General features: G+C 62.0%; 23 protein-coding genes and 3 pseudogenes. 11 read left to right on the top strand and 15 right to left on the bottom strand.

The features are described 5' to 3' along the window. Window positions 1–325: 325 nt before the first annotated feature. Window positions 326–991 (bottom strand): DUF6088 family protein, encoded by a 666-nt coding sequence (locus NKJ08_RS32120; RefSeq protein ID WP_352785072.1) that lies wholly within the window; start codon window positions 989–991, stop codon window positions 326–328. Window positions 992–1,188: 197 nt separating this feature from the next. Here NKJ08_RS32120 and NKJ08_RS32115 point away from each other — a divergent pair. Continuing rightward, window positions 1,189–1,506 (top strand): annotated as a pseudogene (locus NKJ08_RS32115) (damage-inducible protein); the annotation flags it as partial. A gap of 651 nt (window positions 1,507–2,157) precedes the next feature. Here NKJ08_RS32115 and NKJ08_RS32110 read toward each other — a convergent pair. Then, a complete protein-coding gene (locus NKJ08_RS32110; protein WP_352528343.1) occupies window positions 2,158–3,135 on the bottom strand; it encodes a carbon-nitrogen hydrolase family protein in 978 nt (325 codons plus the stop codon). A 12-nt stretch (window positions 3,136–3,147) separates the two neighbouring features. Further along, window positions 3,148–4,332 carry an acyl-CoA dehydrogenase family protein gene (locus NKJ08_RS32105; protein WP_352785069.1) on the bottom strand — a complete coding sequence of 395 codons (1,185 nt, stop codon included), beginning with the start codon at window positions 4,330–4,332 and terminating at the stop codon, window positions 3,148–3,150. A 123-nt stretch (window positions 4,333–4,455) separates the two neighbouring features. On the opposite strand from NKJ08_RS32105, the gene NKJ08_RS32100 reads away from it, so the two are divergent. Together NKJ08_RS32100 and NKJ08_RS32095 are read left to right on the top strand one after the other, a co-directional pair. Further along, a complete protein-coding gene (locus tag NKJ08_RS32100) occupies window positions 4,456–5,148 on the top strand; it encodes a winged helix-turn-helix transcriptional regulator (protein WP_352528339.1) in 693 nt (230 codons plus the stop codon). A gap of 123 nt (window positions 5,149–5,271) precedes the next feature. Further along, window positions 5,272–5,646, top strand: coding sequence for a hypothetical protein (locus NKJ08_RS32095; RefSeq protein ID WP_352528337.1), 375 nt, complete (start codon window positions 5,272–5,274; stop codon window positions 5,644–5,646). Window positions 5,647–6,052: 406 nt separating this feature from the next. On the opposite strand, the gene NKJ08_RS32090 is transcribed toward NKJ08_RS32095, so the two are convergent. From NKJ08_RS32090 to NKJ08_RS32055, 8 genes are all read right to left on the bottom strand, one after another. Next, entirely contained in the window at window positions 6,053–6,373 is a 321-nt protein-coding gene (locus tag NKJ08_RS32090) for a tyrosine-type recombinase/integrase (protein WP_502896209.1), read from the bottom strand. A 267-nt stretch (window positions 6,374–6,640) separates the two neighbouring features. After that, window positions 6,641–7,717 (bottom strand): ABC transporter ATP-binding protein, encoded by a 1,077-nt coding sequence (locus tag NKJ08_RS32085; RefSeq protein ID WP_352780250.1) that lies wholly within the window; start codon window positions 7,715–7,717, stop codon window positions 6,641–6,643. 4 nt (window positions 7,718–7,721) lie between these two features. Further along, window positions 7,722–8,768, bottom strand: coding sequence for a carbohydrate ABC transporter permease (locus NKJ08_RS32080; protein WP_352780249.1), 1,047 nt, complete (start codon window positions 8,766–8,768; stop codon window positions 7,722–7,724). Then, window positions 8,765–9,880, bottom strand: a complete 1,116-nt coding sequence (locus NKJ08_RS32075) for a carbohydrate ABC transporter permease (protein ID WP_352780248.1) — start codon at window positions 9,878–9,880, stop codon at window positions 8,765–8,767. The genes NKJ08_RS32080 and NKJ08_RS32075 overlap by 4 nt, the downstream gene beginning before the upstream one ends. A gap of 97 nt (window positions 9,881–9,977) precedes the next feature. Beyond that, window positions 9,978–11,573: an ABC transporter substrate-binding protein gene (locus NKJ08_RS32070; protein WP_352780247.1), complete on the bottom strand. Its 1,596-nt coding sequence runs from the start codon at window positions 11,571–11,573 to the stop codon at window positions 9,978–9,980. 98 nt (window positions 11,574–11,671) lie between these two features. Continuing rightward, on the bottom strand, window positions 11,672–12,562 hold the full coding sequence (locus NKJ08_RS32065; RefSeq protein ID WP_352780254.1) for a PfkB family carbohydrate kinase: 891 nt from the start codon (window positions 12,560–12,562) through the stop codon (window positions 11,672–11,674). Window positions 12,563–12,569: 7 nt separating this feature from the next. Continuing rightward, window positions 12,570–13,118, bottom strand: coding sequence for an SIS domain-containing protein (locus tag NKJ08_RS32060; RefSeq protein ID WP_352780245.1), 549 nt, complete (start codon window positions 13,116–13,118; stop codon window positions 12,570–12,572). Beyond that, the gene (locus NKJ08_RS32055; RefSeq protein WP_352785075.1) at window positions 13,061–13,732 is read right to left on the bottom strand and encodes an orotidine 5'-phosphate decarboxylase / HUMPS family protein; all 672 of its coding nucleotides are present in this window, start codon (window positions 13,730–13,732) and stop codon (window positions 13,061–13,063) included. The genes NKJ08_RS32060 and NKJ08_RS32055 overlap by 58 nt, the downstream gene beginning before the upstream one ends. A gap of 232 nt (window positions 13,733–13,964) precedes the next feature. On the opposite strand from NKJ08_RS32055, the gene NKJ08_RS32050 reads away from it, so the two are divergent. The 4 genes from NKJ08_RS32050 to NKJ08_RS32035 all read left to right on the top strand — a co-directional run bounded on the left by NKJ08_RS32050 (window position 13,965) and on the right by NKJ08_RS32035 (window position 17,598). Then, window positions 13,965–14,591 carry a glucose-6-phosphate isomerase gene (locus NKJ08_RS32050; RefSeq protein ID WP_352785063.1) on the top strand — a complete coding sequence of 209 codons (627 nt, stop codon included), beginning with the start codon at window positions 13,965–13,967 and terminating at the stop codon, window positions 14,589–14,591. Window positions 14,592–14,610: 19 nt separating this feature from the next. After that, window positions 14,611–15,042 carry a beta/alpha barrel domain-containing protein gene (locus NKJ08_RS32045; protein WP_352780241.1) on the top strand — a complete coding sequence of 144 codons (432 nt, stop codon included), beginning with the start codon at window positions 14,611–14,613 and terminating at the stop codon, window positions 15,040–15,042. A 65-nt stretch (window positions 15,043–15,107) separates the two neighbouring features. Then, window positions 15,108–15,986: a shikimate dehydrogenase family protein gene (locus NKJ08_RS32040; protein WP_352780240.1), complete on the top strand. Its 879-nt coding sequence runs from the start codon at window positions 15,108–15,110 to the stop codon at window positions 15,984–15,986. A gap of 112 nt (window positions 15,987–16,098) precedes the next feature. After that, on the top strand, window positions 16,099–17,598 hold the full coding sequence (locus tag NKJ08_RS32035; RefSeq protein WP_352780239.1) for a xylulokinase: 1,500 nt from the start codon (window positions 16,099–16,101) through the stop codon (window positions 17,596–17,598). A gap of 58 nt (window positions 17,599–17,656) precedes the next feature. On the opposite strand, the gene NKJ08_RS32030 is transcribed toward NKJ08_RS32035, so the two are convergent. Further along, entirely contained in the window at window positions 17,657–18,136 is a 480-nt protein-coding gene (locus NKJ08_RS32030) for a toll/interleukin-1 receptor domain-containing protein (protein ID WP_502896208.1), read from the bottom strand. 951 nt (window positions 18,137–19,087) lie between these two features. Here NKJ08_RS32030 and NKJ08_RS32025 point away from each other — a divergent pair. Then, complete coding sequence (locus NKJ08_RS32025) at window positions 19,088–19,300, top strand: cold-shock protein (protein ID WP_337147979.1); 213 nt, start codon at window positions 19,088–19,090, stop codon at window positions 19,298–19,300. A 155-nt stretch (window positions 19,301–19,455) separates the two neighbouring features. Here the strand turns inward: NKJ08_RS32025 and NKJ08_RS32020 are convergent. Then, window positions 19,456–19,617: pseudogene (locus tag NKJ08_RS32020) on the bottom strand (MucR family transcriptional regulator); the annotation flags it as partial. A 221-nt stretch (window positions 19,618–19,838) separates the two neighbouring features. Here NKJ08_RS32020 and NKJ08_RS32015 point away from each other — a divergent pair. Next, a complete protein-coding gene (locus tag NKJ08_RS32015) occupies window positions 19,839–21,761 on the top strand; it encodes a potassium transporter Kup (RefSeq protein ID WP_502896207.1) in 1,923 nt (640 codons plus the stop codon). A 294-nt stretch (window positions 21,762–22,055) separates the two neighbouring features. After that, the gene (locus tag NKJ08_RS32010; protein WP_352531992.1) at window positions 22,056–22,427 is read left to right on the top strand and encodes a fluoride efflux transporter FluC; all 372 of its coding nucleotides are present in this window, start codon (window positions 22,056–22,058) and stop codon (window positions 22,425–22,427) included. A 182-nt stretch (window positions 22,428–22,609) separates the two neighbouring features. On the opposite strand, the gene NKJ08_RS32005 is transcribed toward NKJ08_RS32010, so the two are convergent. Both NKJ08_RS32005 and NKJ08_RS32000 read right to left on the bottom strand, forming a co-directional pair. Then, entirely contained in the window at window positions 22,610–23,110 is a 501-nt protein-coding gene (locus NKJ08_RS32005; RefSeq protein WP_352780237.1) for a hypothetical protein, read from the bottom strand. Window positions 23,111–23,122: 12 nt separating this feature from the next. Further along, window positions 23,123–23,194: pseudogene (locus NKJ08_RS32000) on the bottom strand (hypothetical protein); the annotation flags it as partial. 1,584 nt (window positions 23,195–24,778) lie between these two features. Between NKJ08_RS32000 and kdpF the strand changes: the two are divergent. Beyond that, window positions 24,779–24,868, top strand: coding sequence for a K(+)-transporting ATPase subunit F (gene kdpF, locus NKJ08_RS31995; protein WP_081609884.1), 90 nt, complete (start codon window positions 24,779–24,781; stop codon window positions 24,866–24,868). The last annotated feature ends 153 nt before the right edge of the window (window positions 24,869–25,021 follow it).

Below are 25,021 nucleotides of genomic sequence, written 5' to 3'. Positions count from 1 at the left end.
TGCACGGATTTTCGGCGTGCTGGCCGACACCATCAGAAGCCGGCAGGTCGCAATGATCGCGAGGCAGCGCTGATCCAAAGGCGGAACTTCGTGCACAGGGCAAACTACTGCCGGCTTGCCCTGTTTTTCTTTTGGGCCGGCCCGACGTCCCGCCCTTGAAAAGCAGCCGTGGCTCCCCCGCAGGCCGTTCGTGGTAGAGCGAATTGAGGGTCCAGCATCCTTTTCGACATGGCCGACCGGAGCGCCGTCCGATTGGCCGTGGCGAGGAACAGGTCGAGCCGGTCACGTGGGGATGCCGCGATGATCTGGCGGTAAGCATCGGTGCTCATGGCTTCGCCTCGTGCGGGTCCGCCCTCAGGATTTCGCGGAGGAACTCCTGCATCCAGATCGGCACGGCGGAGAGACCGGCGCGCAGATCCTCGCGAATGGCCTCGCCGTGCTTGGGGTCGGCAAACAGGCGGCGCAACGTCGCCTGGATACGCTTCCGTTCGCCCTTCTGGGTCAGCATGTCCTGCAGCCAATGCAAGGCCTGGACGACCCGCATCCCCGGCCGATCCGCCCAATAGAGGCGGCTAGGGGCAGCGTATTTGAAGTGGATTTCCTGCGTGCCGAGCTTGATTGGCTTCAACCGCGCATCGACCAGCACTTCTATCCGGGCGGGGACGGCGGTCGTCAGGCCGAGGTCGTTGGCGGCCGTCATACCATCGATGACGGCGCGCGCCCGATCGCGGCGCGTGACGGCGCGGATCACAGCGCGATAGTCCGGCACGGTGGCGCGGCCAGTCAGGTTGTTCGTGCGCGGCCGGTCATAGAGGCCTCGGTCGATCCGGCGCAACTCCCCGGCGGCTGCCAGGCGCTGCAGGGTTTTGTCCACGGCGGCGCGCGCGCCGAGATCGGCGAAGTCGCCGGGGGTCCAGACCTCGTCGGGTTTGGACTCAATGCGGGCAAGCAGGCGCGAGCGAAGATCGGTATCGGGCTCAACTATAGGCATGTCCGAAATGCTACAAGTTTCGGACACTCCGTGGCGCCCAAACTCCAAAAATGGAACTCGCATTTTCGCATTGAAGGATATGGCCCGAGCATCGAATGCCTCCTTCCGCAGGGGCACGACCCCATCCCGGTTGACTCTTAGCCAGGACGAGAACAAATGTAGAACATATCACAGGCCTTCCGCGTTTCAAGGGTCAGATGAGTGTATCGGCGCCCCCTGCTGCCATTTCCGAGCTTCGAGAACGCATCGCGCGCCTCGAAGGCAGCAACGCGCGTGCCCGCACGGTTTTGCCGTTCGGAGTGGCGGCGATCGACAGGATTCTGCCGGGAGGCGGGTTGGCTTTTGGCGGTCTGCACGAGGTCGCGGGTGGTGGAAATGGCTCCGTCGATGGCGCAGCCGCGGCACTCTTCGCTGCCGGTATTGCCGCGCGCACGGTGGGCAAGGTGCTGTGGTGCGTTACCCGGCCCGATCTTTTCGCGCCTGCGATCGAGCGGTCGCATCTCGCGCCGCGTCGAGATCGAACTTAGGGCCGGCAACAGAAGGATGACCGGGCCCTCGCCATATCGGGTCGTTCCGGTCGAGACGCACTTGCCGTCCCACGTCCAATCGATCCGTCCCTCTTGCCAGTCCATGAAGCCTCCCTCGCAAGCGATATTATTCCCCTTGTATATTGCCTCTCGCGGCCGTCAGGAAGCGACCGGATGCGGCTGACGGCGTCACACCATACAGGCAAGCGTTTTGATCAATCACTCCGTGGACTTGTCGAATCGGTGATCTTGCTTCGTCCTGTTGGGGCCCCGTACCGAGCAGGGCAGTCAAAGGTCGCAAATGGATCTGACTTCGGCCGTACCGCGAACGTCGGCTTCAAAGAAGCGCCCGGAATTTCGGCAAATGGCGCGATCGAGGCGACGTGCGCTTCAGCTTCTCAGCATGCGGACACGATCCGTCAAAGGACCGGGTCGGGTGGTTTTTGCCCTACGCCCGCTCGATCGGAACGAGCAAGCAGCGCCATCAGCGGCCGTCGCTGAATCGATCACTGAATGACGTGTTAGGGGCCGGTATGGCAACTTCTGTGTACGCTGCGAAGATTGCAGATATTCAACCTGCTGAAAGGTCGTGGACTGGCCCCGATGCTGACCTTCCACAGCGTTAGAGAAGATCAGCTATCAGGGCATATGAGGGCGTCCAAGCTCAAGATCGTGCGTGCCATCGTCGAAATGTACAGCAAGCCTCGCCTTTCGATCGACCTCCAGTCTGAAGATGTCTGGGCGGCCATAGTGTCCGGCCACGTCGAGCGATCTTCGTGCGGCGCGGGCCGCGTCTACGTCTAGGTCGGCATAGAGAATTCCTTTCACCCGATGCAGCGGGCCAGCAGCAACGTCGCCGAATGGTTTCACCACTACGGCGTCGCCCGGATTGATCCATTCGTCCTCGGCAAAGAGCTTGCTGCGATCAGGAAAATCTTCCGGGATATCGGTGGCCTCCAGGGCTGTCGCGGTGCTCAATACCCAGCAGCCACCTTCGCGAGCGATATGCTTCATGGTTGCAAGCCAAGTCTCGCCGCTGTCCCAGGTGGGCGCAACATAGATGTCGATGTTCTGGGCATAAAGCGCGAAGCGAGCGAGCGGCATGTAGCTCTCCCAACAGATCAGCGAGCCGACGCGGCCGATCGGTGTTTCGACGACGCGAAGGCCGCTGGCGTCGCCGAAGCCCCATACCATCCGCTCGGGATTGGTCGGCATCAGCTTGCGATGGCGGTTGAGGATCGAGCCGTCAGACCCAATCGTCACGACCGTATTATAGAGGGTCGATCCGCTGCACTGGGAGTCGATCTCGTTCAGTCCCATGACGACGATCATCCCGTGCTGCGCCGCCGCTTCCCGTAGCCGGTCGAGGCCTCCGGCGGAGATGTCCACAGCGTTGCGGCGGAGCTTTGCATGAAGGGAATTGGCAAGCGCCATGTCACCGCCCGGGCGCAGCCGCCATATCCAGGTCGGGTAACCGGGCAGATAGGCTTCGGGAAAAACGATGAGCTTCGCCCCCTCTGCCGCGGCCTCGGCGATTGATGCGATTGCGCGCTCGTAAGTCGCTTCGAGGTCGAGCAGCACCGGCGGCTTCTGCGAGATCGCTATCCTGGTGTCCATCGCATAGACTCTCTAGAAGATGGTGGCGACGGGGTGCCCCAGCGCCATCGCGCCCGCATACTGAGCCTGCGGCCCAGTCTGGAGCGGATGGAAGCGGGCGGCCTGGATGTCTCGAAAGCAACGCTCTAGCCCATTCCGTCTGTAGAACCCCATGCCGCCACCTAGTTCCAGCGCGAGTTCGACGGTCCGTATCGCATGATCGGCGACGAGAGATCGGCCGATCATCACTTCATTGACGGTGTCTGCCGAAGGGGCATTCAGGTCGACCGTTTCCAGCATCCAGCGGTGAGCGAGGCGCGCGGCGCGGAGCGAGGTCTCCATTCGACCTGCGAGGTCGAGACTGTGGGGTGTCGGTGCCTTGCGTTTCGCCAGATCTACCGCAAGGTCGCGCGCACGCTCTGCAACACCGAGATAGACGGCGTAGATCAGCGGGAATGCGATCGTGGCGATTATCTGAAACACCGGGTGCCACTCTCCGGCACTGCGCGAAAATGCAACACCCGCTTCGGGTATGAACAGGTTGTCGATGACCACGTCATTCGAACCGGTACCGCGCATTCCCAGCACCTTCCACGTTTGCTCAACGCGCACTTCCGGGGCCTTCATCGGGGCGGCGAAGTGGATCACCGTGTTAGTTCCTTCCACCACGGCACCGGTCATCAGCAGATCTCCAGCCTCGGCGCCGGAGGTGAAGCCCTTGCGCGCGGATATTCGATAGCCGCCATCGACCTTGGTCGCCCTGCCGGAACCGCCGATCCAGTCGGAGCCGCCGCTCGAGAGCAAGATCAGTCGCTCAGCGGCGACCCGTCTCAGAAGGGGTTCTATCGCTGCGATCTTCTGGTGGCGCCAGCGCCAAACCGGAATGGCGACCTGATGGGTATGCATCGAAAAGGCAAGAGCGGTGGATCCGCACGCTTGGGCGAGCATGCGCAACATGTTGGCAAGTTCCGGTATTCCGGCGCCTTTGCCGCCCAACTCGCGGGGGACGCCAGCCTCAACCAGACCGGCCTCCTTCAGGAGAACGTAATTCTCGGCCACGAAACGATCGTTCTCGTCAAATTCGGCAGTGCGGGCGGCGAGCTTGGGCGCAAGGCCTTGCGCTATGGCAACGACGTCGCTGGCCTCGTTGACCGTGTCGACCGTAGGTGAACCTGCCGAGGTGCTTAGTGTTGCGTGCAGTGACATGAGATCCTCCATCTATAGGAGGCTGAAGGATCGTCGGTAATGGCCGGACGTTCTAGTTCAGCATCTGTACTGCCCGCTATTTCCGAAAGCCTCGATGTGCGGTAACTTCTCGAACGGCCGAGTTGCGGGGTGCCCATGGAAGAGCGCGGAAGTTACGGCCAGTTCTGTCCCGTATCGATGGCATCAGAAATCCTGTGCAGTCGCTGGACCACGCTGGTGGTGCGCGAGCTTCTTTGCGGCAGCACCCGCTTCAGCGACTTGCGGCGCGGGCTGCCCAAGATGTCCCCCGCCCTGCTCTCCAAGCGCCTCAAGGAACTGCAGGCCACCGGCGTCGTAGTCACCTGGCCGAGGGCCAACGGCTCCGTCGAATATCGGCTGTCCGAGGCCGGGGAGGAACTACGGCCCTTGATCATGGGGCTCGGCAAATGGGCGCAGCGCTGGATGGAGTCCCGGCTTTCGCTGAAGAACCTCGACCCGTCCCTACTCATGTGGGATATGCGTCGTAGCCTCAACGTGAAGCTGCTGCCCGAGCGGAGGTGTATGATACAGTTTCTGTATTCCGAGCTTCCACCCTCCCAAAAAAACTGGTGGCTCGTGACCAAAGGAGGCACGGTTGACCTCTGCAATTTCGATCCCGGCCACGAACTTGATCTTCTCGTAACGAGTTCGCTGCGCTCCATGACGGCAATCTGGATGGGGCTGACGACGATCAAGCAGGAAGCCGCCAACGGCCAGTTGCAGATCGAAGGCGACCCGGCGCTCGCGCAATCAATGCAGCAATGGCTTGGACTGAGCGCATTCGTCCACGAGCCTCGGCGGGTGCCGTAGAGATTGGCCAAAGGGGCGCTTTCAGCTAATTCCCGGCCAACCAAGTGCGAAGCGGCCGTGCTTCCGCTCGATGCAGGCGCGGCGGCATGCGACATGATGCAAACGAAGGGCTTGGAGAGACCTATGGCATCAATCAGGTGGTTGGTGTCGCTGTCGCTGGCGGCGGCGCTTGGCGGCTGTGGCACGTCGGCGACGGCTGAGGAGCGGGCGAGCCTGCTCGGCATCTGGACACCCACCGACCGCTCCGGTCGGATCATCACCTTTCACGATGACGGCGTCTTCGGCTACCGCTATTTCGCGACGTTGCGCCTCTATTGGGAATTGGGCAGCCAGGGCGAGATTAAGCTCTCCTCGCTTGATGGTGGTGTGCGCTGGAGCTGCTACTACACCTTGGTGGACGGCCTTCTGAGGATCGACAAAGGCAACGGCGAAACCTGCGTTACGCCCGGCTCGACCCCGCCCAAGCCAATGCCACTGGAATTCATCCGTGGTCAGTGACGTCGGATCGGAAGATATGGCGATGCTTGCCCATTGCGTCCAAGCGCGGCTGTAGCGGCCAACAGACGGACTTTGAATACTTCGAGGAAGGGCGGCAGGTCCGTCCGATCGCCGAAATCAGGCCAGCAAGTGGCCTGGTATATGAGGGCGACGGCAGCTTTTGGCGCACACAGCGATGATCTCAGCGACCGATTGGCGGCGTACAGCAGTCGTTCAGCATGTATGGCGAGAGCGACTGGAACGGGTCAGAGCTTGCCGTAGAAGTGCTCCGAACGAAGGGCAGAGAAGGGTCGTGAGCTGACGGCCAAGCTTAACCCTTGGCAGCTAGCTGGAAACTCTGTCATGAGGATCCGAGCAGGGAGTATTGGTGCCGGGCAAGTCGCTGCCCAGCACCAACATTGAGAAATCAAAGCGCATTCAAGAATGCCAGCAGCTTGTCGCCCGGCTTGAAGCGAATGCCTTTTTGCCCCTCCATAGCTGTCACCTTCGCTAATGCGGCCTCCTTCAGCGCGAGATGAGCATGGAGGTAGGTCTGTGTCGTTTGAATTGACTCATGGCCAAGCCAAAGCGCAATCACCGCTAGGTCGACACCAGCCAACAGCAGTTCCATGGCGGCGCTGTGCCGGAGCGTGTGCGGCGAAACGTGTTTTGAACGCAGGGAGCGGCAGGTCTCCGCTGCGACGTTCACGTATTTCGACAACATGAATTGCACAGCATCCGCGCTCACCCCGGCGTTACCCCGAAGGGCCGTCCGACTTCCGCCATGAGCTAAGTCATTGAGATTTGGCGGAGGGAGAGGAACCGGGATCCAACGTTCTCCAGTGAAAAGGGGCGCAGACAACCATTCTCACGGTCGTGTTGTAGAGGAAATGAAGCACGGGCGTTGAGGCACTCCGCCCAGCAGCGGCCGCGAAGCCCTCACGCTGGAGCAGCACGTGCGCGCGCCGGTGATCACCACAAGCTCAGAACCAATCACCTGGCGATCGCGAGAGCTTTATGCAGTCGCCGCCACAGCGGTGCGGCTACGGATGCGCACACCGGTTTCGGTATCGAACAGGAACACGGCCGGGTCTGCGAAGGTCACGCCGATCGGCTCGTCCATCTCGTAGTGCGCCGACTTGTCGGCCTTGACCGTCATGATCACCTCGCCCAACTGGCAGGTGATCAGCGTATGGTCGCCCATAAGCTCCAGGGCATAGACCCTTGCGGCAATCTTGCCTTCCGAGGGGCCTGTCACCCGGCAATCCTCGGCCCGCAGGCCGGCCGTGACGCCTTTCCTGCTTTCGGCGCTGCCGGTGGCGAACTGTCCGTCCGCAGAGACGAACCGGCCCTCGACCAACTCTCCCTGCAGGAAATTCATGGGCGGCGAACCGATGAATCCGGCGACGAACAGGTTTGCCGGATCGTCGTAGATCAGGCGTGGTTCGGCGATCTGCTGGACGACGCCGCGGTTCACGATGGCGACGCGGTGGGCCAATGTCATGGCCTCGACCTGGTCGTGCGTCACGTAGATCGTCGTCACGCCCAGCTCGGCCTGGAGGCGCTTCAGCTCCGAGCGCATGTGACCGCGCAGCTTTGCGTCGAGGTTGGACAGGGGCTCGTCCATCAGGAAGACGCTCGGCCGCCGCACCATGGCGCGGGCGAGCGCGATGCGCTGCCGCTGGCCGCCGGAAAGCTGCCGCGGATAGCGGTCAAGGAACTCTTCCAGATGCACCTTGACGGCAGCGGCGCGAACCGCGACGGCGCGGTCGGCGCGCGAAACGCCCCTAAGCTTCAGCGGGTAGGCGATGTTTTCGGCGACCGTCATGTGAGGATAGAGCGCATAGGACTGGAACACCATCGCCACATCGCGATACTTGGGTAGAACGTGGGTGACGTCGCGCTCGCCGATGAGGATGCGGCCTGAACTCACCGATTCCAGCCCGGCGACCATGCGCAGCGCTGTTGTCTTGCCGCAGCCCGAAGGCCCGAGCAGCACGAGAAATTCGCCGTCGCGAATCTGCAAATCGATTCCTTTGACGACCTTCACCGCGCCGAACGACTTGTGGATCTCGGAGAGGGTAACTTGCATCGCCTTAGCCCTTCACGGCACCGGCAAGAAGCCCGCGCGCAATATGCTTCTGCAGAAGAGTGGAAATAACGACGACGGGCGCGATCATCACGACGATCAGGACCGACATGTTCCACCATTGCGGTCCGCGCGTGGTGTTCTGCGCCGATACCAGCACCGGCATCGTCTGTGCCTCCACATTGGAGAGAAACAGGGCAACCAGGTACTCGTTCCAGGCGAGGATCAGCACCAGCAGAAAGGTGGCCACCAGTCCGGAACGCACCAGGGGCAGCGCGATGGTGAAGAAGACCCGGAACTTGGAGGCGCCGTCGATCTCGGCGCTTTCCTCCAGGTCGAGCGGGATGCCCGCGAAGAAGTCGCGCGTGAGCCACACGACGATGGGCAGGTTTACCGCCGTGTAGGTGGCGATCAGCGCCACTTGCGTGTCGAGCAGGCGCAACTGCTGAAACATCACATAGATCGGCAAGACGGCAACGATTGGCGGCATGATGCGGTTCGAGATGATCCAGAACTCGATGTCGGTATTGCCGACAGCCGCCTTGGTGCGGCCCACGAGCGTGAACAGGGCGATGCCGAACAGGGCCACCGCCACGCTGACGGCGACCTGCCATTTCACGCCGAACGTCGCGACCGCCGCGATCACCGCCGCGAGCAGGATCAGGAAGACCGCGATGGCGGCGAGCTTGACTTGGAAGCGGATGCGCACGAGGGCATAGGCCGCCAGGGAACCGATCAGGACGGCGAGCAGTGTACTCGAGACCGCGACGACCACCGAATTCAGATATGGCCCCAGCGTGGGGTTTTCCACGAGCATGAAGTTCCAGGCGTTGAGCGAAGGGGCGAAATCGACGAATGGCAGATAGAACGGTCCATTGTCGACGTCGCCTGGTCCCTTGAAGGAGGTGATCAACACCCAATAGAGCGGCACAAGCACGATCAGCGTCCATAGGAACAGGAGCGCGTAGGTCACGACCCTGGCTACCGGGGCCTGGCTGTCGATGGACGCAGGCTCGAACAACCTGCGGGCCAGCGAGCGTGGCTCGACGTTCATGCCTCGAACCTCCGCGCCGGCCGGACCACGAAATTGAAGAACGAGACGCACACGATGGTCGAGATGAAGAGCAGCATGTAGCCGACCGCCGCTGAGCTGCCGAGATCCTGGGTGCGCCACGAAATGAAGGAGTGCAGCGTCATCGATTCCGTCGCCAGGCCCGGCCCGCCGCCGGTGAGGACGTTCGGAAGATCGATGATCTTGAAGGCCTCGATGAGCCGGATCAAAACGACGGTCGCCGCCACCGGCGCGATAGCCGGCCAGGTGATGTCGCGGAAGATCTGAAAACCGCTCGCCCCATCCAGCTGTGCCGCCTCCACCTGGTCGCGCGGCTGATTCTCGACCGCGGCCAGCAGCACGATGAACATGAACGGCGTCCACTGCCAGGTGTCGCCGATCAGGACCATCAGCCGCGCCGACCAGGCCTCGGTGGCCCAGGACCATTCGCCGACGCCGAAGGCGCGCACGAGCGGGGCGAAGGGGCCTTTCTGCATGTCGGCAAGCATCCGGAAGGTGTAGGCGATGCCCACCGGGGTGACCATCAGCGGGATGAAGAACACCACGCGGAAGAAATTTCGGCCGCGGATCGGCTGGCCGCAGAGCAGCGCAAGCCCCAGCCCCAGCGCGAACTGCACGAACACGCCGACGACTACGTAGAGAAGCGTATTGACAACGGTTCCAGGCACGCCGCCGGGCGCGACGGTCGCGACGGCGAGCATGGTCAGCCCCATGGCTACGGCAGCCGCCAGAACGCGCCCGACCGTACCCAGCACCGTCGGCCCGCCGCGCGTAAAGTAACGGCCGAGCAGGACGAGCAGCCCCGCGGCGACCAGTCCGACGCTTAGCCACTGCACCAGACCGAAGGCACCGAACTGGCCGAGCAGATGGTATTGCTGCGAGCCGACCAGCACTTTCCGAAAGTTCGTGAGACCGATGAATTTGAGCGTGAACCCGCCCGGCGCGAGCGCGAACCGCGAAAGCGCCAGGTAGGCGGAAATGATGAGGGGGAAGATGGCGAAGCAGAGCAGCACGATGACCGCCGGAAGCACCATGATGCCGCCGGACCGGCGATCAAGCCGCTCGGCCCAGCCCTGGCCATGGGCGGCTTCCATCGTCGTGTCGACGGGCGCTGTCATCGCGAGGGGCACTGGTGTGGAATGCAAGGGACTTGGCGCATCCGGAGACGCGCCAAGTTGATCGCCCAGCCGCCTACTTGGCGCCGATGGTCGCGTTGTAGAACTGGAGCTGCTCGTCCTTGCCAATCTCGTCGTTCAGTTCGTTCCATCCGTCCTCGACGGCCTTGACGGTCGCTTCCTTGTCGATCTCGCCGGCGAGGAAGCGCGAAACCGCCTCGTCGAGCACGACCTGCTGGTACTTCTGATTCTGCGGGATGCGCAGATCGAGGATCATGTTAGGGCTGCTCATGCTGGCGTTGATGGCGCCCAGGTACACTTTGGCTTCCTCTTCGCTCATGTTCGCCTTCTTCCACAGGTCGCTGTAGCTGAGCTGGGAGGCGCGATAGGGATTAAAGCCGGTGCCGCCCACCGTGACGTCGGCGTTGGACTGGGCCGGCTGCGTCATGTAGGAGAAGAAGGCGTAGGCGGCGTCCTTCACCTTCGGATCGGCCGCCGCGTTGATGCCGCCGCCCCAGCCGCCGAACGCGGCGAAGGGAGCGTGGTTCACGCCGTCGACCGCATGCGGGCAGATCTCGGCGGAGCAGGCCTCGAGCTTGCCGGTGTCCCAGTTCAGGACCTCCTTCGCGCCCGGCATTACAGCGGCGCCCCACTTGCCCATCACCTTGGATTGGGCGGGGTCAATGGATATCGTGCCGACGTCGCCCCAATCGAGATTCAACGCGCAGCGGCCCGAGGCGAACAGCGGGCGGGTGTCGCTCACGTCAAGGTTGAGTTCATCGGGCGGACCGTATTTCGTCGATTCCGACAGGAAGTCGAGCGCCTTGCGGAATGCGTCGTTGTTGACCAGCGGCGTCATGTCCTTGGTGTTGAAGAACGTGCCCTGATTGGTTCCCTTGGACTGCGTCATCGAGCCGACCACGTCGGTGACAAACCAGTAGCTCTGCGCATTGCGCTTCTTGGCGATGCAGGAGCCGAAATCAGGCGTGCCGTCGCCGTTCATGTCCTTGCCGTGGGTGGCCTTGGCGACCTCAAGATACTCGTCCCAGGTCGTTGGCACCTTTTGGCCAGCGGCGTCTAAGATGTCCTTACGGTAATACATCATGTGGAAGTCGCCATCGAGCGTGATCATGTAGGTCTTGCCGTTGTACTTCTCGGAGAAGTCCCGGAAGAACGCGCCGACATCGTCCTGCTGGATGTCCTTGTCGGCATCGACGCGCGGGGTGAGGTCGTCGAGATAGCCGCCGGCGATGTAGTCGACCATCCATTGCGGGGCGAACACCGCGGCGTCGACCGAGTTGGTACCACTCGCCCAGTCGGTCAGGATCTTCTGGTACAGATCGGAGAAGGGCACCGCGATGATGTTGATCTTGGCACCGCTGAGCGCCTCGAAATCGGGGGCGCGCCGCTGCAGCGGCTCCTGAATGGCGCCTGTCTGTGTGATGACGTTCACGGTCACCCCCGCGAACGGCTTGTCTTGCGCCTGGGCAGGCGCGCCCGCCAGCGCGCAAATGGCCGAAACTCCGGCCAGCAACGATCTAATTTTCATCCAACTTCCTCCCGTTTCGACCGGGCTTCTCCTGTGAGCCAGGGTGCCGATACCTCTGCCGGATCGCTGCGTTGATGCGCACGGTCCCGCGTTTGAATGTAGAATATCGGCATCCGTCCGCATGTCCAGAGCTTTCGCGGCAGGCGCCAGGCACGGGTCCGGATTCGCAGATCGCGTGCCCGTCGCCCCTATCGATCTTCGAGAAGGCCATAGCCCGGGCTTCAGGCGAGCGGCAGCGATACGAGCCCGCCGCCGGCACGGCGGCAGGTGGCGGCCGCAACGCGCATCGCCTCCTCGAGGCAGGCACGCCAGCCGGTCTGCGAACGCGGCAGACCATGACGGAGGATGAAGGCGATCGCCGTCGCCAGCGTGGCGTCGCCGGCACCCATGGTGTCGACGATCGGGTCCGGCCGCTCGGCGATGGGAACGCGCACCTCCAGCCCGTCGCGCGTGTGGATCGCGGCGCCATCGCTGCCATGGGTGAACAGGACGGTCTGTATGCCCAGGGAGAGCAGGCGCGCGACGACCTCGACGTCGGTTTCGCCATAGAGAAGGTCGGCATCCTCGTCGCTGATCTTAGCGATCGACGAGCGGGCGAAGGCCTGTTCGGCTCCGTCCCGGAAGGCCGCCATGTCGGCGATCAACCTGCGCCGGGGGTTGGGATCGACGACGATTAGGCCGCTCGCCCGTTGCAGCGCCTCCAGGAGCGCCGCTACCTGCCCTGGATTGTCGAAGGGAAACGAATTCACGGCGACCGCTTCGGCGTCGGCCATCGCGGTGATCGTCGGGTCCGTAAACGCGATCCTGCGTCGCAACATGATGGGCGCGAAGCTATACGCCGGCTCGCCGTTCAGCCGGCTGGACATCACGACACCGGTCGGATCGACGGTCCGCGTCTCGAACAGGCGCACGCCCTCGTCGCGCAGGTAGCGACGCAGCCGGAACCCGTCAGGATCGGCGCCGACGCGAGCAACGAGGCCGGAGCTAGGACCCAAGCGTGAAAGTCCGACCGCAAGGTTGAGGCCGGCTCCGCCCGGATGCCGCTCCGAGCTGCCCGGCCGGATTTCGACGGTGTCGACAAGACAGTCGCCGATGGAGAGGACGGGCAACATCACGAGCCTATTGCAGGTTGGTGTGTCGGTACAGCATGGTTTCGTGGGCTCCAGGCAGGCGGGCGGCCAGCGCCAGGACGACGCTGTCGAGCAGGATTAAGCAGGACTGCTCGAACAGGCTGCCGCCGAACTGCGCGGTGGCCTCGATCGGCACGGAAAGCACCAGGTCCGCGATGCTCGCCAGCGTGCCTCCGGGCTTGCACGTAAGCGTCACCACGTCGGCGCCTTCCGATTTCGCTAGGCGCGCGAAGTTGACGCTGGTCGGCGTCTCGCCCGAGCCCGAGATAATCAGCAGGGCGTTCCCCTTGCGGATCGAGGGTGCGGAGACTTCGCCGACGCAATGGACGGTGTATCCCAGGTGCATGAAGCGCATGGCCGCCATCTGCGCCGACAGGCCGGAGCGGCCCTGGCCGGAAAAGAACCAGCGCCGGCCGGGATCGTCGAAGGCTGCCACGAGGCGCGCGAAGGCGTCGGCATCGATGCGATCGAGAACGCCGGCTATTTCCTGTCCCACGGCCAGCCAAGGCCGGGCCCAGGCAGTCTGTCGCGGATCCATCGGGCAATCTCCTGGGGATTTGCGGATTCGGTGATGGCGCTGCCGATAACTAGAATTTCCGGTCCTGCGGCGATCGCGGCTTCCAGGGTGGCGGGGCCTATCCCGCCGGCAAGTGAAACCCGGAAGCCTCGGGCGTGCATCGCGCCGACCGCATCGATGTGCGAGGTCGAGGTATTGCCCGCCAGGCGCGCGTCGGTCGGCGAATGAACGGCGACATAGGCGAAGTTCGATGGAAATTCCGCATCCGGCGGCAGAAGCTCGGGTTTGCCCGATTCAGTGATCGTGTCGACGATCACGCTGGCGCCGAACGCCTCGGCGCGCTGGCCTACAGTATCATGGGTCGCTTTCGAGGCGCAGGACAAAACGGTCATCATAGCGGCACCCGCGCCAAACACCATGTCCGCCTCGAGCTGCCCGCCATCCACCGTCTTGGTGTCTGCCAGCACCAACGTATCGGGACACAGTTCGCGCGCGGTAGCGATCGCGCCGACGCCGAACCGCTTCAGCAATGGCGTGCCGATCTCGATGATGTCGGCGATACCCTGCATCCGCGCAAGAAAGGCCAGGTGCTCGGCCTTGTCAAACGCGATTTGCAACAACACGAGGCACTCCATATCCGGCACGAGATTGTTCTGGTGTTTTATTTCAGGGTCGTTCTAGTTCTGTCAATGATCGGAACTGCGCCCTCAGAGTTCAAAGCAAACAGGCAACGCGCCGAACGTGAAGCCAGCCTGACGGCGGGCGGTCATTTTTAAACCAAACCGAACGGCGACACCGATTTCTTCGTCGAGATTATTTGACGACAATCTTCATATTATGTAGCGGAAGTGCAAAAATGAGGCGTCGATGAATTTGGCTGAGCCGGCAACCTGCAGCATCTCGATGCTGGCGGGAACAATGACTGGTAGTACGGGACGCTACGCAAAGCGTTTGAGCGACCTTCGTGGGATCTATGCGGATGACGCCGCTCTGACGGCTCTGATCCAAACAACGGGCGACCCGGTCGTTTACGACGTTTGCGATTTCCGCCCCTCCGCCGATCCCGGAGACCTGATCCTCGGCGTCACGCGAATGAGCCCGGGGAAAGTCGCCCGAGAATTCTTCCTGACGCGTGGACATGTCCATGCAAAGGCCAATCGGCCCGAAGTCTATTATGGCCAGAAAGGATTTGGCGTCATGCAGTTGGAGTCGCCGGACGGCGAAACGCGCATCGTCGAGATAGGGCCGCAGACCATCTGCTACGTGCCGCCCTTCTGGATTCACCGGTCGGTCAATACAGGTACGGACGATCTTCTGATGATGTTCAGCTATCCGGCGGATTCCGGCCAGGACTACGGCATCATCGAGCGCTCGCGCGGGATGCGTCACCGCGTTGTCTCGGATGGGGCCGAAGGTTGGACCCTGGTCGAGAATCCAGACTACGTCGCGCGCGCGCCCAGCGAGATCGCAAAACTTTTTGAACGCACCGACTGACCGGCAGGGAGGCAGCCCCATGCAAAATCCGATCGATATCATCGCCGGGCTCGGCGTCGTGCTCGTGATTGCCATCGACCGTGTCGAGGATGCCGTGGCTCTGGCCGATACGCTTCTTGAAGGGGACCTTCCGGTCGCTGAGATCACCTTGCGCACCGCCGCGGCGGCCCAGGTGCGCGGCACCCCGCGGGACGCCCGGCCGGAACTCTGCGTCGGCGCGGGCACGATTCTCGACGCTGTCTCGCTCGAAAAATCGATCGCGGCCGGTGCACGGTTCGGCCTTGCGTCAGGATCCGATCCCGAGATCGTCGCAAGTGCCGATCGGGTCGGGTTTCCGTTTTATCCAGGCGTGATGACGCCGTCGGACCAAAGGGCTGCGGCTCGGCTCGGCGTGAAGGTGGTCAAATTCTTTCCCGCCGGTGCGGCGCAAGCGCGGAAAACTCGGCTGTGACCTACCGCGAGGCCACGCGACCAACTCTCTATTTCATCGGGGTCACGACGGCCAAGAGTTCTATCATGAAAGTCTTCCCGGCTTGGGCGAAGCACCTTAAGCTCGACGCCGCGATTTCCGGCATCGACTTTCCGCTTCATGCCGATCCGGCCGCCTATCTCGCGGCAGTCGAGTTTATCCGCGACGATCCACAGTCGCGCGGCGCACTCGTGACCACGCACAAGATCGATCTTTACGAAGCCTGCCGCGACAGGTTCGACATCGTCGACCCGCATGCGCGGCTGATGGGCGAAACGAGTTGTATTTCCAAACGCGGCACGCAACTCGTGTGCCACGCCAAGGATCCGATCTCTTCCGGGCTCGCGCTCGACAATTTCCTGTCCACGGACTTTTTCGCGCGAACCGGCGGTGCGCTCTTTTCGATGGGGGCCGGGGGTTCAACGATCGCCATCACATGGCATCTCATGCGGCGGGTGCGCGGGGCGGACGTCCCGGCCCGCATCATCGTTTCCAATCGAAGCCAGCACCGCCTCGACGAGATCGCGCGCGTCCATCGCCAGATCGATTCCGCCGTGCCGATCGACTATGTGCTGGCTCCCGAACCCGAAGCTAACGACGCAGTCGTTTCCAGCCTGCCGCCCGCTTCGCTCATCATCAACGCCACGGGCCTTGGCAAGGACGCACCCGGCTCGCCACTGTCCGATGCCGTCCGGTTTCCCGAGCAGAGCATTGCCTGGGACCTCAATTACCGTGGCGATCTGCTCTTTCTTGACCAGGCGCGCAGCCAGCAGACGTTGCGGAACCTCCAGATCCAAGATGGCTGGACTTATTTCATCCATGGCTGGACGCAGGTCATCGCCGAAGTATTTCACATCGACATTCCGACCGCAGGCGCGGAATTCGATCGCCTTTCCGACATCGCCTTGGCGGCGGCAAAGGCCTGAAGAATGCGCGAACGCATCCTCGTTACCCCTAGATGGCTGACGATGGAACCGCACGCGCATGTCGAGCGGCTGCGCAAACCCGGCGATTCGACCGGGCAATAAAGGGTCGAACATGAAAAGCGATCTCATCCTGGCCATCGACGTGGGCACCGGCAGCGTGCGGGCGGCCCTGGTGGGGAGAGACGGCGAGGTAATCTCCATCCGCGCCGTGGAACACGACCAGATCGTGCCGGCGTATGGCTGGTCCGAGCAGCGCCCCCGGGACTGGTGGGCGAGCGTCGTCCAATCTGTGCGCGCGGTGCTCGACACGGTAGACGGCGCCGCCGGCCGTATCAGCAGCATCGCCGCGTGCGGGCACATGCACGGCACAGTCTTGCTCGACGGAAATGGCGAACTCACGCGCGATACCGTCCCGCTCTGGAACGACAAGCGAACGGCCGCGCTCGTGGCGGCTTTCGAGGCCCGATATGCGCCTGCCGACTACCTGGCCGACAGCGCCAATCCGGCGACACCCGCCTGGCCGGGCTTCAAGTTGCAATGGCTCCGCGACAACGACCCGGACGCCTACGGCCGCGCGGCAACCGTCGTCATGCCGAAGGACTACGTCAATTTTCGGATGACCGGCGAAGCGACAATGGACCGGACGGAAGCCGCCTGCAGCTTCCTCATGGACCCGAGAACCGGCGCGTGGTCGCCCGCGATGTGCGATCGTCTCGGCCTCGACATCGCGAAACTGGCCCCAATCCGCGAGCCGGTCGAGATTGTCGGACTTGTGACTGCGGCCGCCGCACGCGAGACCGGACTGCGAAAAGGCACGCCGGTCCTGGTCGGCGGCGGCGACTATCCCGTCGCGCTCCTGGGCTCGGGCGTATGCCGTCCGGGCCTCGGCTCGGACGTTACGGGCACGTCGGCCATCGTCACCATGATTACCGACAAGCCGCTGCTCGATCCCGAAATCTCCAATGTCGGCACGCCGGAAGGCGGCTGGGGCGCGTTCATGCTTTTGGAAACCGGCGGCGATGCCATGCGCTGGGCGCGCCGCGCCTTTCACGAGAAATCGCTTGGTTATGACGAGATCGCAGGCAAGGCGGCGCAAGCACCGGCGGGGGCGGACCGGCTTTTCTTCCTGCCCTATCTAACCGGCGAGCGCTTCGGCGACCACCGCAACGCCCGCGCCCAGTTCTTCGGCATCACCGCCGGACACGGTCTCGCCCATCTCCATCGCGCCGTTCTGGAAGGCGTGGCCTTTGGGGTAGCGCGCCACATCCGCATCATGGAGCAAAACAGCGGTTGCAGGCTCGAGCGCGTCATCGCGTCGGGCGGCGGGGCAAAGTCGGAACTCTGGCTTAAGATCAAGGCCAGCGCCTATGGCATTTCGATCGTCGTGCCGACCGAACCTGAATGCGGCGTGGTCGGGTCCGCGATCCTCGCAGCGACGGCGGAAGGACGCTTCTCCGATCTCCGGCAGGGGGCCGCCGCCTTCGTACGTTATTCACCGGAGGTGCGGCCGGACCCTGCCTGGGGGGAAACCTACTCGCGCATGCAGCCGGTGTTCGAGAAGATTTACCGCCATTCTCAAGCGCTTTACGGGGAACTCGACAGATTGGCTTGAACTACCAAGCCCGGCCGACCGCTTGTGCGACGTCGGGCCAGCCACCCCGGCAATAAAGCTAGAGGGCGACCAGCTCGGCGAGCTTGGCCGCGACATTTGCCATCGTATCTTCTGCAGTGTTCAGGCCGCTTCGCGAACCGAGCAGGGGGCTGACTTCGCGGAGAGCTTCATACGTCGTGTCGTGCACGATGGGAACGAGCAGGTCACGCGCTAGCAGTGCAGAAAGCTCTTTGTCGGCGATGCCCTCTCCTGCGAGGCGGCGCAGCAGCGCAGGGGTCACCAGCACGATGCCTACTCGCGACTTCACCAGTCCCTTGTCGATTTCGCGGAGCAACCCCGAGCCGAGGAGGACGTCCTTCTCGCTGAACCAGACCGAGACACCGCGCGACTCGAGCAGATCATGCAGCTCCTTGGCGGCCCCTTTCCGGTCGTCCCACGCGTGGCAAAGAAAGACGTCCCGAAGGTCGGGCACGGACGCTCGCTTCTCGACGTTTTCGCGGACCGGCGTGAGCGTCCGCACCTCGGCAGGCGTGTACACCACAGACGAACTTGCTCGCGACCAGCGCGGCTTTGCGCTGCTGCCGGACCCACCGACGCTGCTCCGGCCGCCCCCGCTGCTCCCCGACGAGGAATAGTAGGACGGGGACGGGGACGAGTACGACCCGCTGCTATAGCCGCTGGAGCGGCCGTAGCGGTGACGGCACGCAGGGCAGTTCGCGGCAGCGCTCGCTGAGCGGTGGCCCTCTCTTGGCGCTGTGCATCTAGCCATGTGAACGTCCCCCGATGTCTTTCTCGAACAAGCTCCCGCCGGGGAGCTCAACTCGTCAAGTGCTATATTGCTTAGTCGGTGCTATTGACAGTCTAGTGATGCAAAACTCACGACTTTTGCATCGGGCGAAAAAGTACACAAACTAGTACGCTGCCGAGATGCAAAAATCTGATGCAGGCGGATTTCACTGAAGACGGGGGAGTTCGCAGCGATCAACAGACGTCCGCTTTGGAGCATCTGAATTGTCACCCTAAACGGCCGAAACGAGGCGCGAAGCTGACCCCTGGGGGCGAATTCGAACCCAACACCCCGTCATCCCATGTTCATGATCTGTGCTTCGAAGGTCGCATAAAAAGGCAGTGTGGAATTGCGTACCGCGCAACTAAGGGTGTCTACTACGACTGCGGGTGATATGCGCCCGGTACGCTTCTCTCAACTGCCGGCCACCAGGAGGTCGCGCCGATCCGTAGTCCCGCTGACCTGTGGCCAGCCGACGGCGACGCGCTGGTTGCGGGCGCCGACGTTACTTTTGGTCGAAGCACGTCCGGGCGAAAGGGTAGGGATGCGGTTCACGTATCGACGCCGCCCAGGGCGATGAGCCTAGATTCCGAAATAGCAACTTGCGATTTCTCGCGTTTGCTGCGTCTATCGCGAAGTTTCGATGGGAACTGGTCTGGCTTCACAGCCGGGCCACGCTGCGATTGCTAAGGGAGTATGCATATGGCCACTGGAACCGTGAAGTGGTTCAACGCCACCAAGGGATTTGGATTCATCCAGCCCGACAATGGCGGTCAGGATGTTTTCGTCCACATTTCCGCTGTCGAACGTGCGGGCCTCTCGACCCTCACTGACGGCCAGAAGATCAACTATGAGATCGAGCAGGACCGCCGTACTGGCAAGTCCTCTGCTGGCAATCTTAGCAAAGCGGGCTGATTCTCGCTCTCGCGCCCCGGAACAGCCGGCAAGTCGCGGATGTGCTGCAAGCTTTCGGGAAAGCCATGTGAAGCCGGGCTGTTTCAGGGGAAGGCGGGCTGCTCCTCGCCTTCATCATTTCCGCCACGTGCCGGAACCGACCCAGCAGGCTACAATCAGGCTGCGGCCTTCTTGCGGGGACGCTTCGCGGGCGTCGGCTTTTCGGGCTCCTTCGGCTTGCGGCCGAGGGCCATGGTTTTAGCGAGGGCAGAACGCGCTGCGGCATAGTTCGCCGCGACCATGGGATAATTCGCCGGCAGGGCCCATTTGGCGAGGAAGCCGGCCAAAACTTCGACCGGGTCGACCACTGCTACCGAGTCGTGCTCGGCCGCATCGCCACGGCACTTGTAAACCCAGCACGCCGGTTCCTCACGGCTGGGGCGGTAGGTACCGCGCCGGCAACTGGTCATGGCTGGCCGATTGCAGCAACGAAACCCATTGCTTTTGCGTTGCAACAGGACTACCGCAGCCCGCCAGTTCTGGGATGGAGTAATTGTCTATGGCCAATGATGACGCTGGCAGGAACGCCGATCCCACGCAGCCTGCAGCCCAACGTTCGCCTGGCCAGCCCAATCTGAAAATCTTGATGCTTGGTGCACTTGGCGTTGTTTACGGCGACATCGGCACCAGCCCAATCTACGCGCTTCGCGAGGCGCTGCATGCGTCGACCGGCGGAAGCCAAGCAGTGCGGGAAGAGGTCCTCGGCATTCTGTCGCTGATCGTCTGGGCACTGACGATTATCGTGACCATCAAATATATCATTTTCGTGCTTCGAGCCGACAACAGGGGAGAGGGCGGCACGCTGTCGCTGATGGCGCTTGCGCGACGGGGTCTTTCGAAACGCTTGTCGTCGGCAATCCTGTGGGTTGGAATGTGTGGTGCGGCGCTGTTCCTCGGCGACGCCGTCATCACACCAGCGATCTCGGTGCTCTCGGCGGTCGAAGGTCTTGAAGTGGTAACGCCGGCCTTCGACCCCTACGTCGTGCCGATCACGTTGATTATTTTGGCCGCGCTGTTTGCGGTGCAGCGTTTCGGAACCGGCAGCGTTGCATCCGTATTCGGACCGGTCACCGCGCTGTGGTTTCTCGCGATCGGGCTTTCCGGACTGATGCACATCGCGGACGATCCGAGCGTTCTGGCGGCAATAAACCCGCTCCATATCGCATATTTTTTCAGCCATTCGCCTGGCACTGCCTTTGTGACCATTGGTGCCGTGTTTCTTGCGGTAACAGGGGCTGAAGCGCTCTACGCTGATCTCGGTCATTTCGGCCGCAGGCCGATTGTGCTGGCCTGGCTAGTGATCGTATTTCCGTGCCTGCTGCTCAGTTATTTCGGGCAAGGCGCTTTTGTTCTTTCCCGAGGCGGGACGATCGGACACCCATTCTTCGAGATGAACCACGGTTGGGCGTTGGTGCCGATGGTGGCGCTGGCTACGGCAGCAACCGTGATCGCCAGCCAGGCGGTTATTTCCGGCGCTTACTCACTGGTGCGACAGGCCGTCCAGCTGAACGTGCTTCCGCGATTCGAAATCCGGCATACATCCGAAATGCAATCCGGGCAGATCTACCTGCCGCGCGTCAATCTGCTGCTCGCGTTGTCGGTGATGCTGCTGGTTGTCGGCTTCGGTGAGTCCAGTGCCCTCGCATCAGCCTACGGCATATCGGTCACCGGCAACATGGTTGTGACGACAATCCTGCTTTATGTCGTGATGAGGCGAATCTGGAGGTGGACGCTGCTGCCGGCGCTTGGGCTGGCAGTCTTTTTCGGAGTCGTCGATATCGGCTTCTTCCTGGCGAATATCGTGAAGGTGTGGAAGGGCGGCTGGGTGTCGATCCTTATCGCCGGCATTGTTGTCGTCGTTATGATGACCTGGGTGCGCGGAACCCGCCTCCTCTTCGAGAAGTCCCGCAAGAGCGAGATCCCGCTCGATTTCCTCGCCGAGCAGATGGTGGCGAAACCGCCGCACCTTGTGCCCGGCACCGCCGTGTTCCTGACCAGCGATCGGATAAGCGCTCCAACAGCACTGATGCACAGCTTGAAGCACTACAAGGTGCTGCATGAGCAGAACGTCATCCTGTCAGTGGTGACGGTGCAGGATCCGACCGTTCCCGACAGCGAGCGGATCAAGATGACGCCGATCAACGATCTCTTCATGCGGGTGACGATGAGGTTCGGCTATATGGAGCAGCCGAACATCCCGAAGGCGATGGCCCTCTGCCGCAAGCAAGGCTGGAAATTCGACATCATGGCGACCTCCTTCTTCCTGTCGCGGCGCTCGATCAAGGCCTCACCCAAGTCCGGCATGCCGCTGTGGCAGGATCGGCTGTTCATCGGGCTTGCCAGCACGGCCGCCGACGCCACGCAGTATTTCCAGATCCCGACCGGCCGCGTGGTCGAGATCGGCACCCAAGTCACCGTCTGACCGGTCGGCAGCAGCCAGCGTGCGCAGTATCGTGCTAAGGTGGTCAATCGGTCTCTTGTCGAGGAACTGATCCCCAAAGAATCTTCGGCGATTGCCGATATGTGCAAGGCCTCCCTCAGGGGACCTCTGCCTCTGGCCGATATGGGATGGAATGCCGACCTATTTTCAAAGCGGCCCTATTGAACCTGAAGCGGCTTGTTGGCATATCTGGCGACGGGAATGGTATCTGCCCTATATCCGCACTGATACTGATGACGCCTACTGACGAACGCCCTTGGCGCGCGCAGCAGGCTTATGTGGGGTTTTTCCTCGTGTTCATTGGCTCTGGTATCGGCGGCGTTCTGCGCCACGGCATCGGGCTTCTATCACTGCGGTTGCTCGGTCCAAACTTTCCTATGGAACGCTTGCGATCAACATCGTCGGATCGGCCTTGACGGGCCTCGTCGTCGGACTGTTCGCATTGTTCGATACTGGCGACAGGACGCCCGGTTGTTCCTGACAACAGGCATCATTGGCGGCTTTACGACGTTCTCGACGTCCTCTCTTGATGCTGTGACGCTATGGGAGCGCGATCAACCGCTCGCCGCAATCGGATACACATTGGCAAGCGTCGTCTCGTTAGCCGCTTTGCTGCTGACATTCTTGCTTGTTCGTCGCTGGCTATGAATGTCGGCACGGTTTGACTCCGGCTGCAAGGCGAAGGGCGGCTTTGGATAAGCGCTGGAATGTCGAGGAATGGCGCAGTCGAGGCGGCACGCGCATCAACCGCTCATTATGCCGAGGAGAGCGTCCAAGGACAGGATCGGGTGTGGTTTGCCGACGTTTGCTGTGTCTCGCTCCCCTCGGGTTTACAACTTACGGCCGAGCATAGTGGCTTCGCGGAAATTCTGACGGTCAAGGGCAAGGGCCAAAAAACGACGCACGATGTCGACTAACGGGGTAGGCGCCGACGGACGTTCATCGGGGTCGAATGCTAGTCCGATGACGGCAGACTGGCCCTCTGCCGTTGCAACAGGCCAGAAGTCAAAGCGCGAGGCCAACGCGGGGTGGACTCCGGCGGGCGAGAAAAGTCCCGTGGCCAACGACGATCGCGCTGCCTCGATTTCTGCCTCCTGGGGCTCTATGTCGCCGACTCTCTCGACGGAAACCACTTTGCCCTCCATAACGAGAATGACGACGACCGGGACCTGGAAGAGCGCCGCAAAAGCTTGGGCAGTGATTGAGACGATCGCCTTCGTGTTGTCGGCCGCCACGACGTCGCGGCTGTAGCCTTGCAGTACTGTCGCCTGCCTTCTCAGGAGCGCCGCATCAGTTGCCCTGCGCCGGGAGGTAAAGGCAACGGCACTCACGATAAGTCCGACGACAAAAAGCAGTCCGATCGCCCAGACGTTGGCCGGGTCGTCGACGATCAGCGTATAGCGAGGCTCGGTCAGGAAGAAATTGTAGGCGAGAGCACCAAGTATCGCCGAAAAGAGGGAGGAGGCCCAAGCCTAAGCCAACGGCCGCGATGATCACCGGCACCACAAATACGAGGGAGATGTTCGGGATCGTCACTTGGCTGTCGACACCGACAGCCACGACCGTCGCGAAGGCGGGCATTCCAAACGACGCAAGGTAGCGCACTGCAGCTGGAGCCTCCGATGAAGCCGAGCCCAAAAGCGGATCGGCATTCGGCAACAGTGTGGTGTCGCGTCGCAGCTTCGATATAACATCGGCCATTGGTTCAACTCCCAGCCTATTACATGCCTTCCTACGCGACAACTTGCTGGCGTAAGAGCCTACCAGCCTCCCTGCCTGCTGCGGGCCGCCGCATGACGCATACGTGGGTCAACACCCATAAAAGCTCCATTCGTGCGGGAGCCGCAAGAAATAAAAATGCCATAACCCTGTACGTCAACGACGGCGCTGGCGACGGAATATCGTCTTGCGGAGCGAGGAAGTGGAATGGCAGCCTGAAGGGCGAGTTGACCCCGTGTCTGCGTAGGCCCTCATGCACATGCGTGTCCGTCTTCCAAGGATTCCGAGCCGGCTGGCAAGTCCCGATCGCTATCGCAGCGGAAGTCGCGTGTGATCGGTTCCTGACGCGCAGGGAAGCCTTGCCCCATGGTAAGAACAAACTCGCATTGCGCGCCCAGCACGCCTTGCGGCAATCGGAACCGGCAACCGCTTTCGTAGCGCGCCCGGCTGGGAAGTGCCGAATAGATCGGCTCGACGTAGCCTAACGAATGACGGATCGCATCGTTGGTGGCGACCCGGCGCAAACCCGTCCAGGTTGCTGTCAAAGGCCTCAAGTGCTTCGACCTCTATTTCTCTCGCTGTCGATAGCGAATGAATTCCGTCGAGCGTCAGGTCGGATACGATGCCTGCCGCTCGATTTGCGCAAGCGGGCGTCCAACTTTCTCCACCAATTCCAATTGCATCGCACAACCTCTTTGTCCGCGCACAAGCAGGGCCCCGGCATGGAATGTATTATCGCGCTCGCGACCTGGAGGAGAGCCGGCGAGCCTACGCCCTGCCGCCCCAGGTTGAGGCGAGGGCTCGGATGGCAGCCCTATCCGGTCGAATTAGGCATGTTGCTGCGGCTCGGCAGCGTCATCCTGGTGGCCGCAGCCGTCGTGGCTTGCATCATATCGGCGACCGGCTAAGTCCATGCGTGGTATCGATTGAACGGGCGCGCAAAGCGTTCCGTTGAGGTCCCATGACGGATGCTGGGTGAGAATAGCGAAATCTTTATAGGATTCTTATTTCTTTCCTCTCCGCTCCGTCTCGAATCTTTATGGCACTTTGATCCATATTCGGCCGGGAACACAAACTTCGGTTGCCGCTATCGTGGTGGCGAGTGTTTCTACCCGATTTCCGACCCTGCCGGCTGCAGGCGAGGGGGTAAAGCGCAAATAAAACGAAAATAAGGACATGCACGATGGACATCATCGTTATCGGGATAGGGGTTTTGTTTTTCGCCCTGTCCTTCGCCTACATCAAAGCCTGTGACAGGCTTTAGGCGGAAGGATCGCAACATGCTTGTCGACTATATCCTTGGTGGCGGTGTGACCTTGTTCCTTCTCGCCTACCTGACATACGCCCTCGTTCGCCCGGAACGCTTCTGACCGCAACTGGCGCAAGGTACGGAAAGCCATACCCATGACTATCAATGGATGGATACAAATCCTCGTCTATTGCGGGATCGTCGTTTTGCTTGTGAAGCCGCTCGGCGGCTACATGCATCGCGTTTTCAGCGGCGAGCGCACATTCCTGTCGCC

Source organism: Mesorhizobium sp. M0244 (assembly GCF_040321795.1).
Taxonomy (GTDB): Bacteria; Pseudomonadota; Alphaproteobacteria; order Rhizobiales; family Rhizobiaceae; genus Mesorhizobium.
This window is presented reverse-complemented; position numbering and strand designations above follow the sequence as displayed.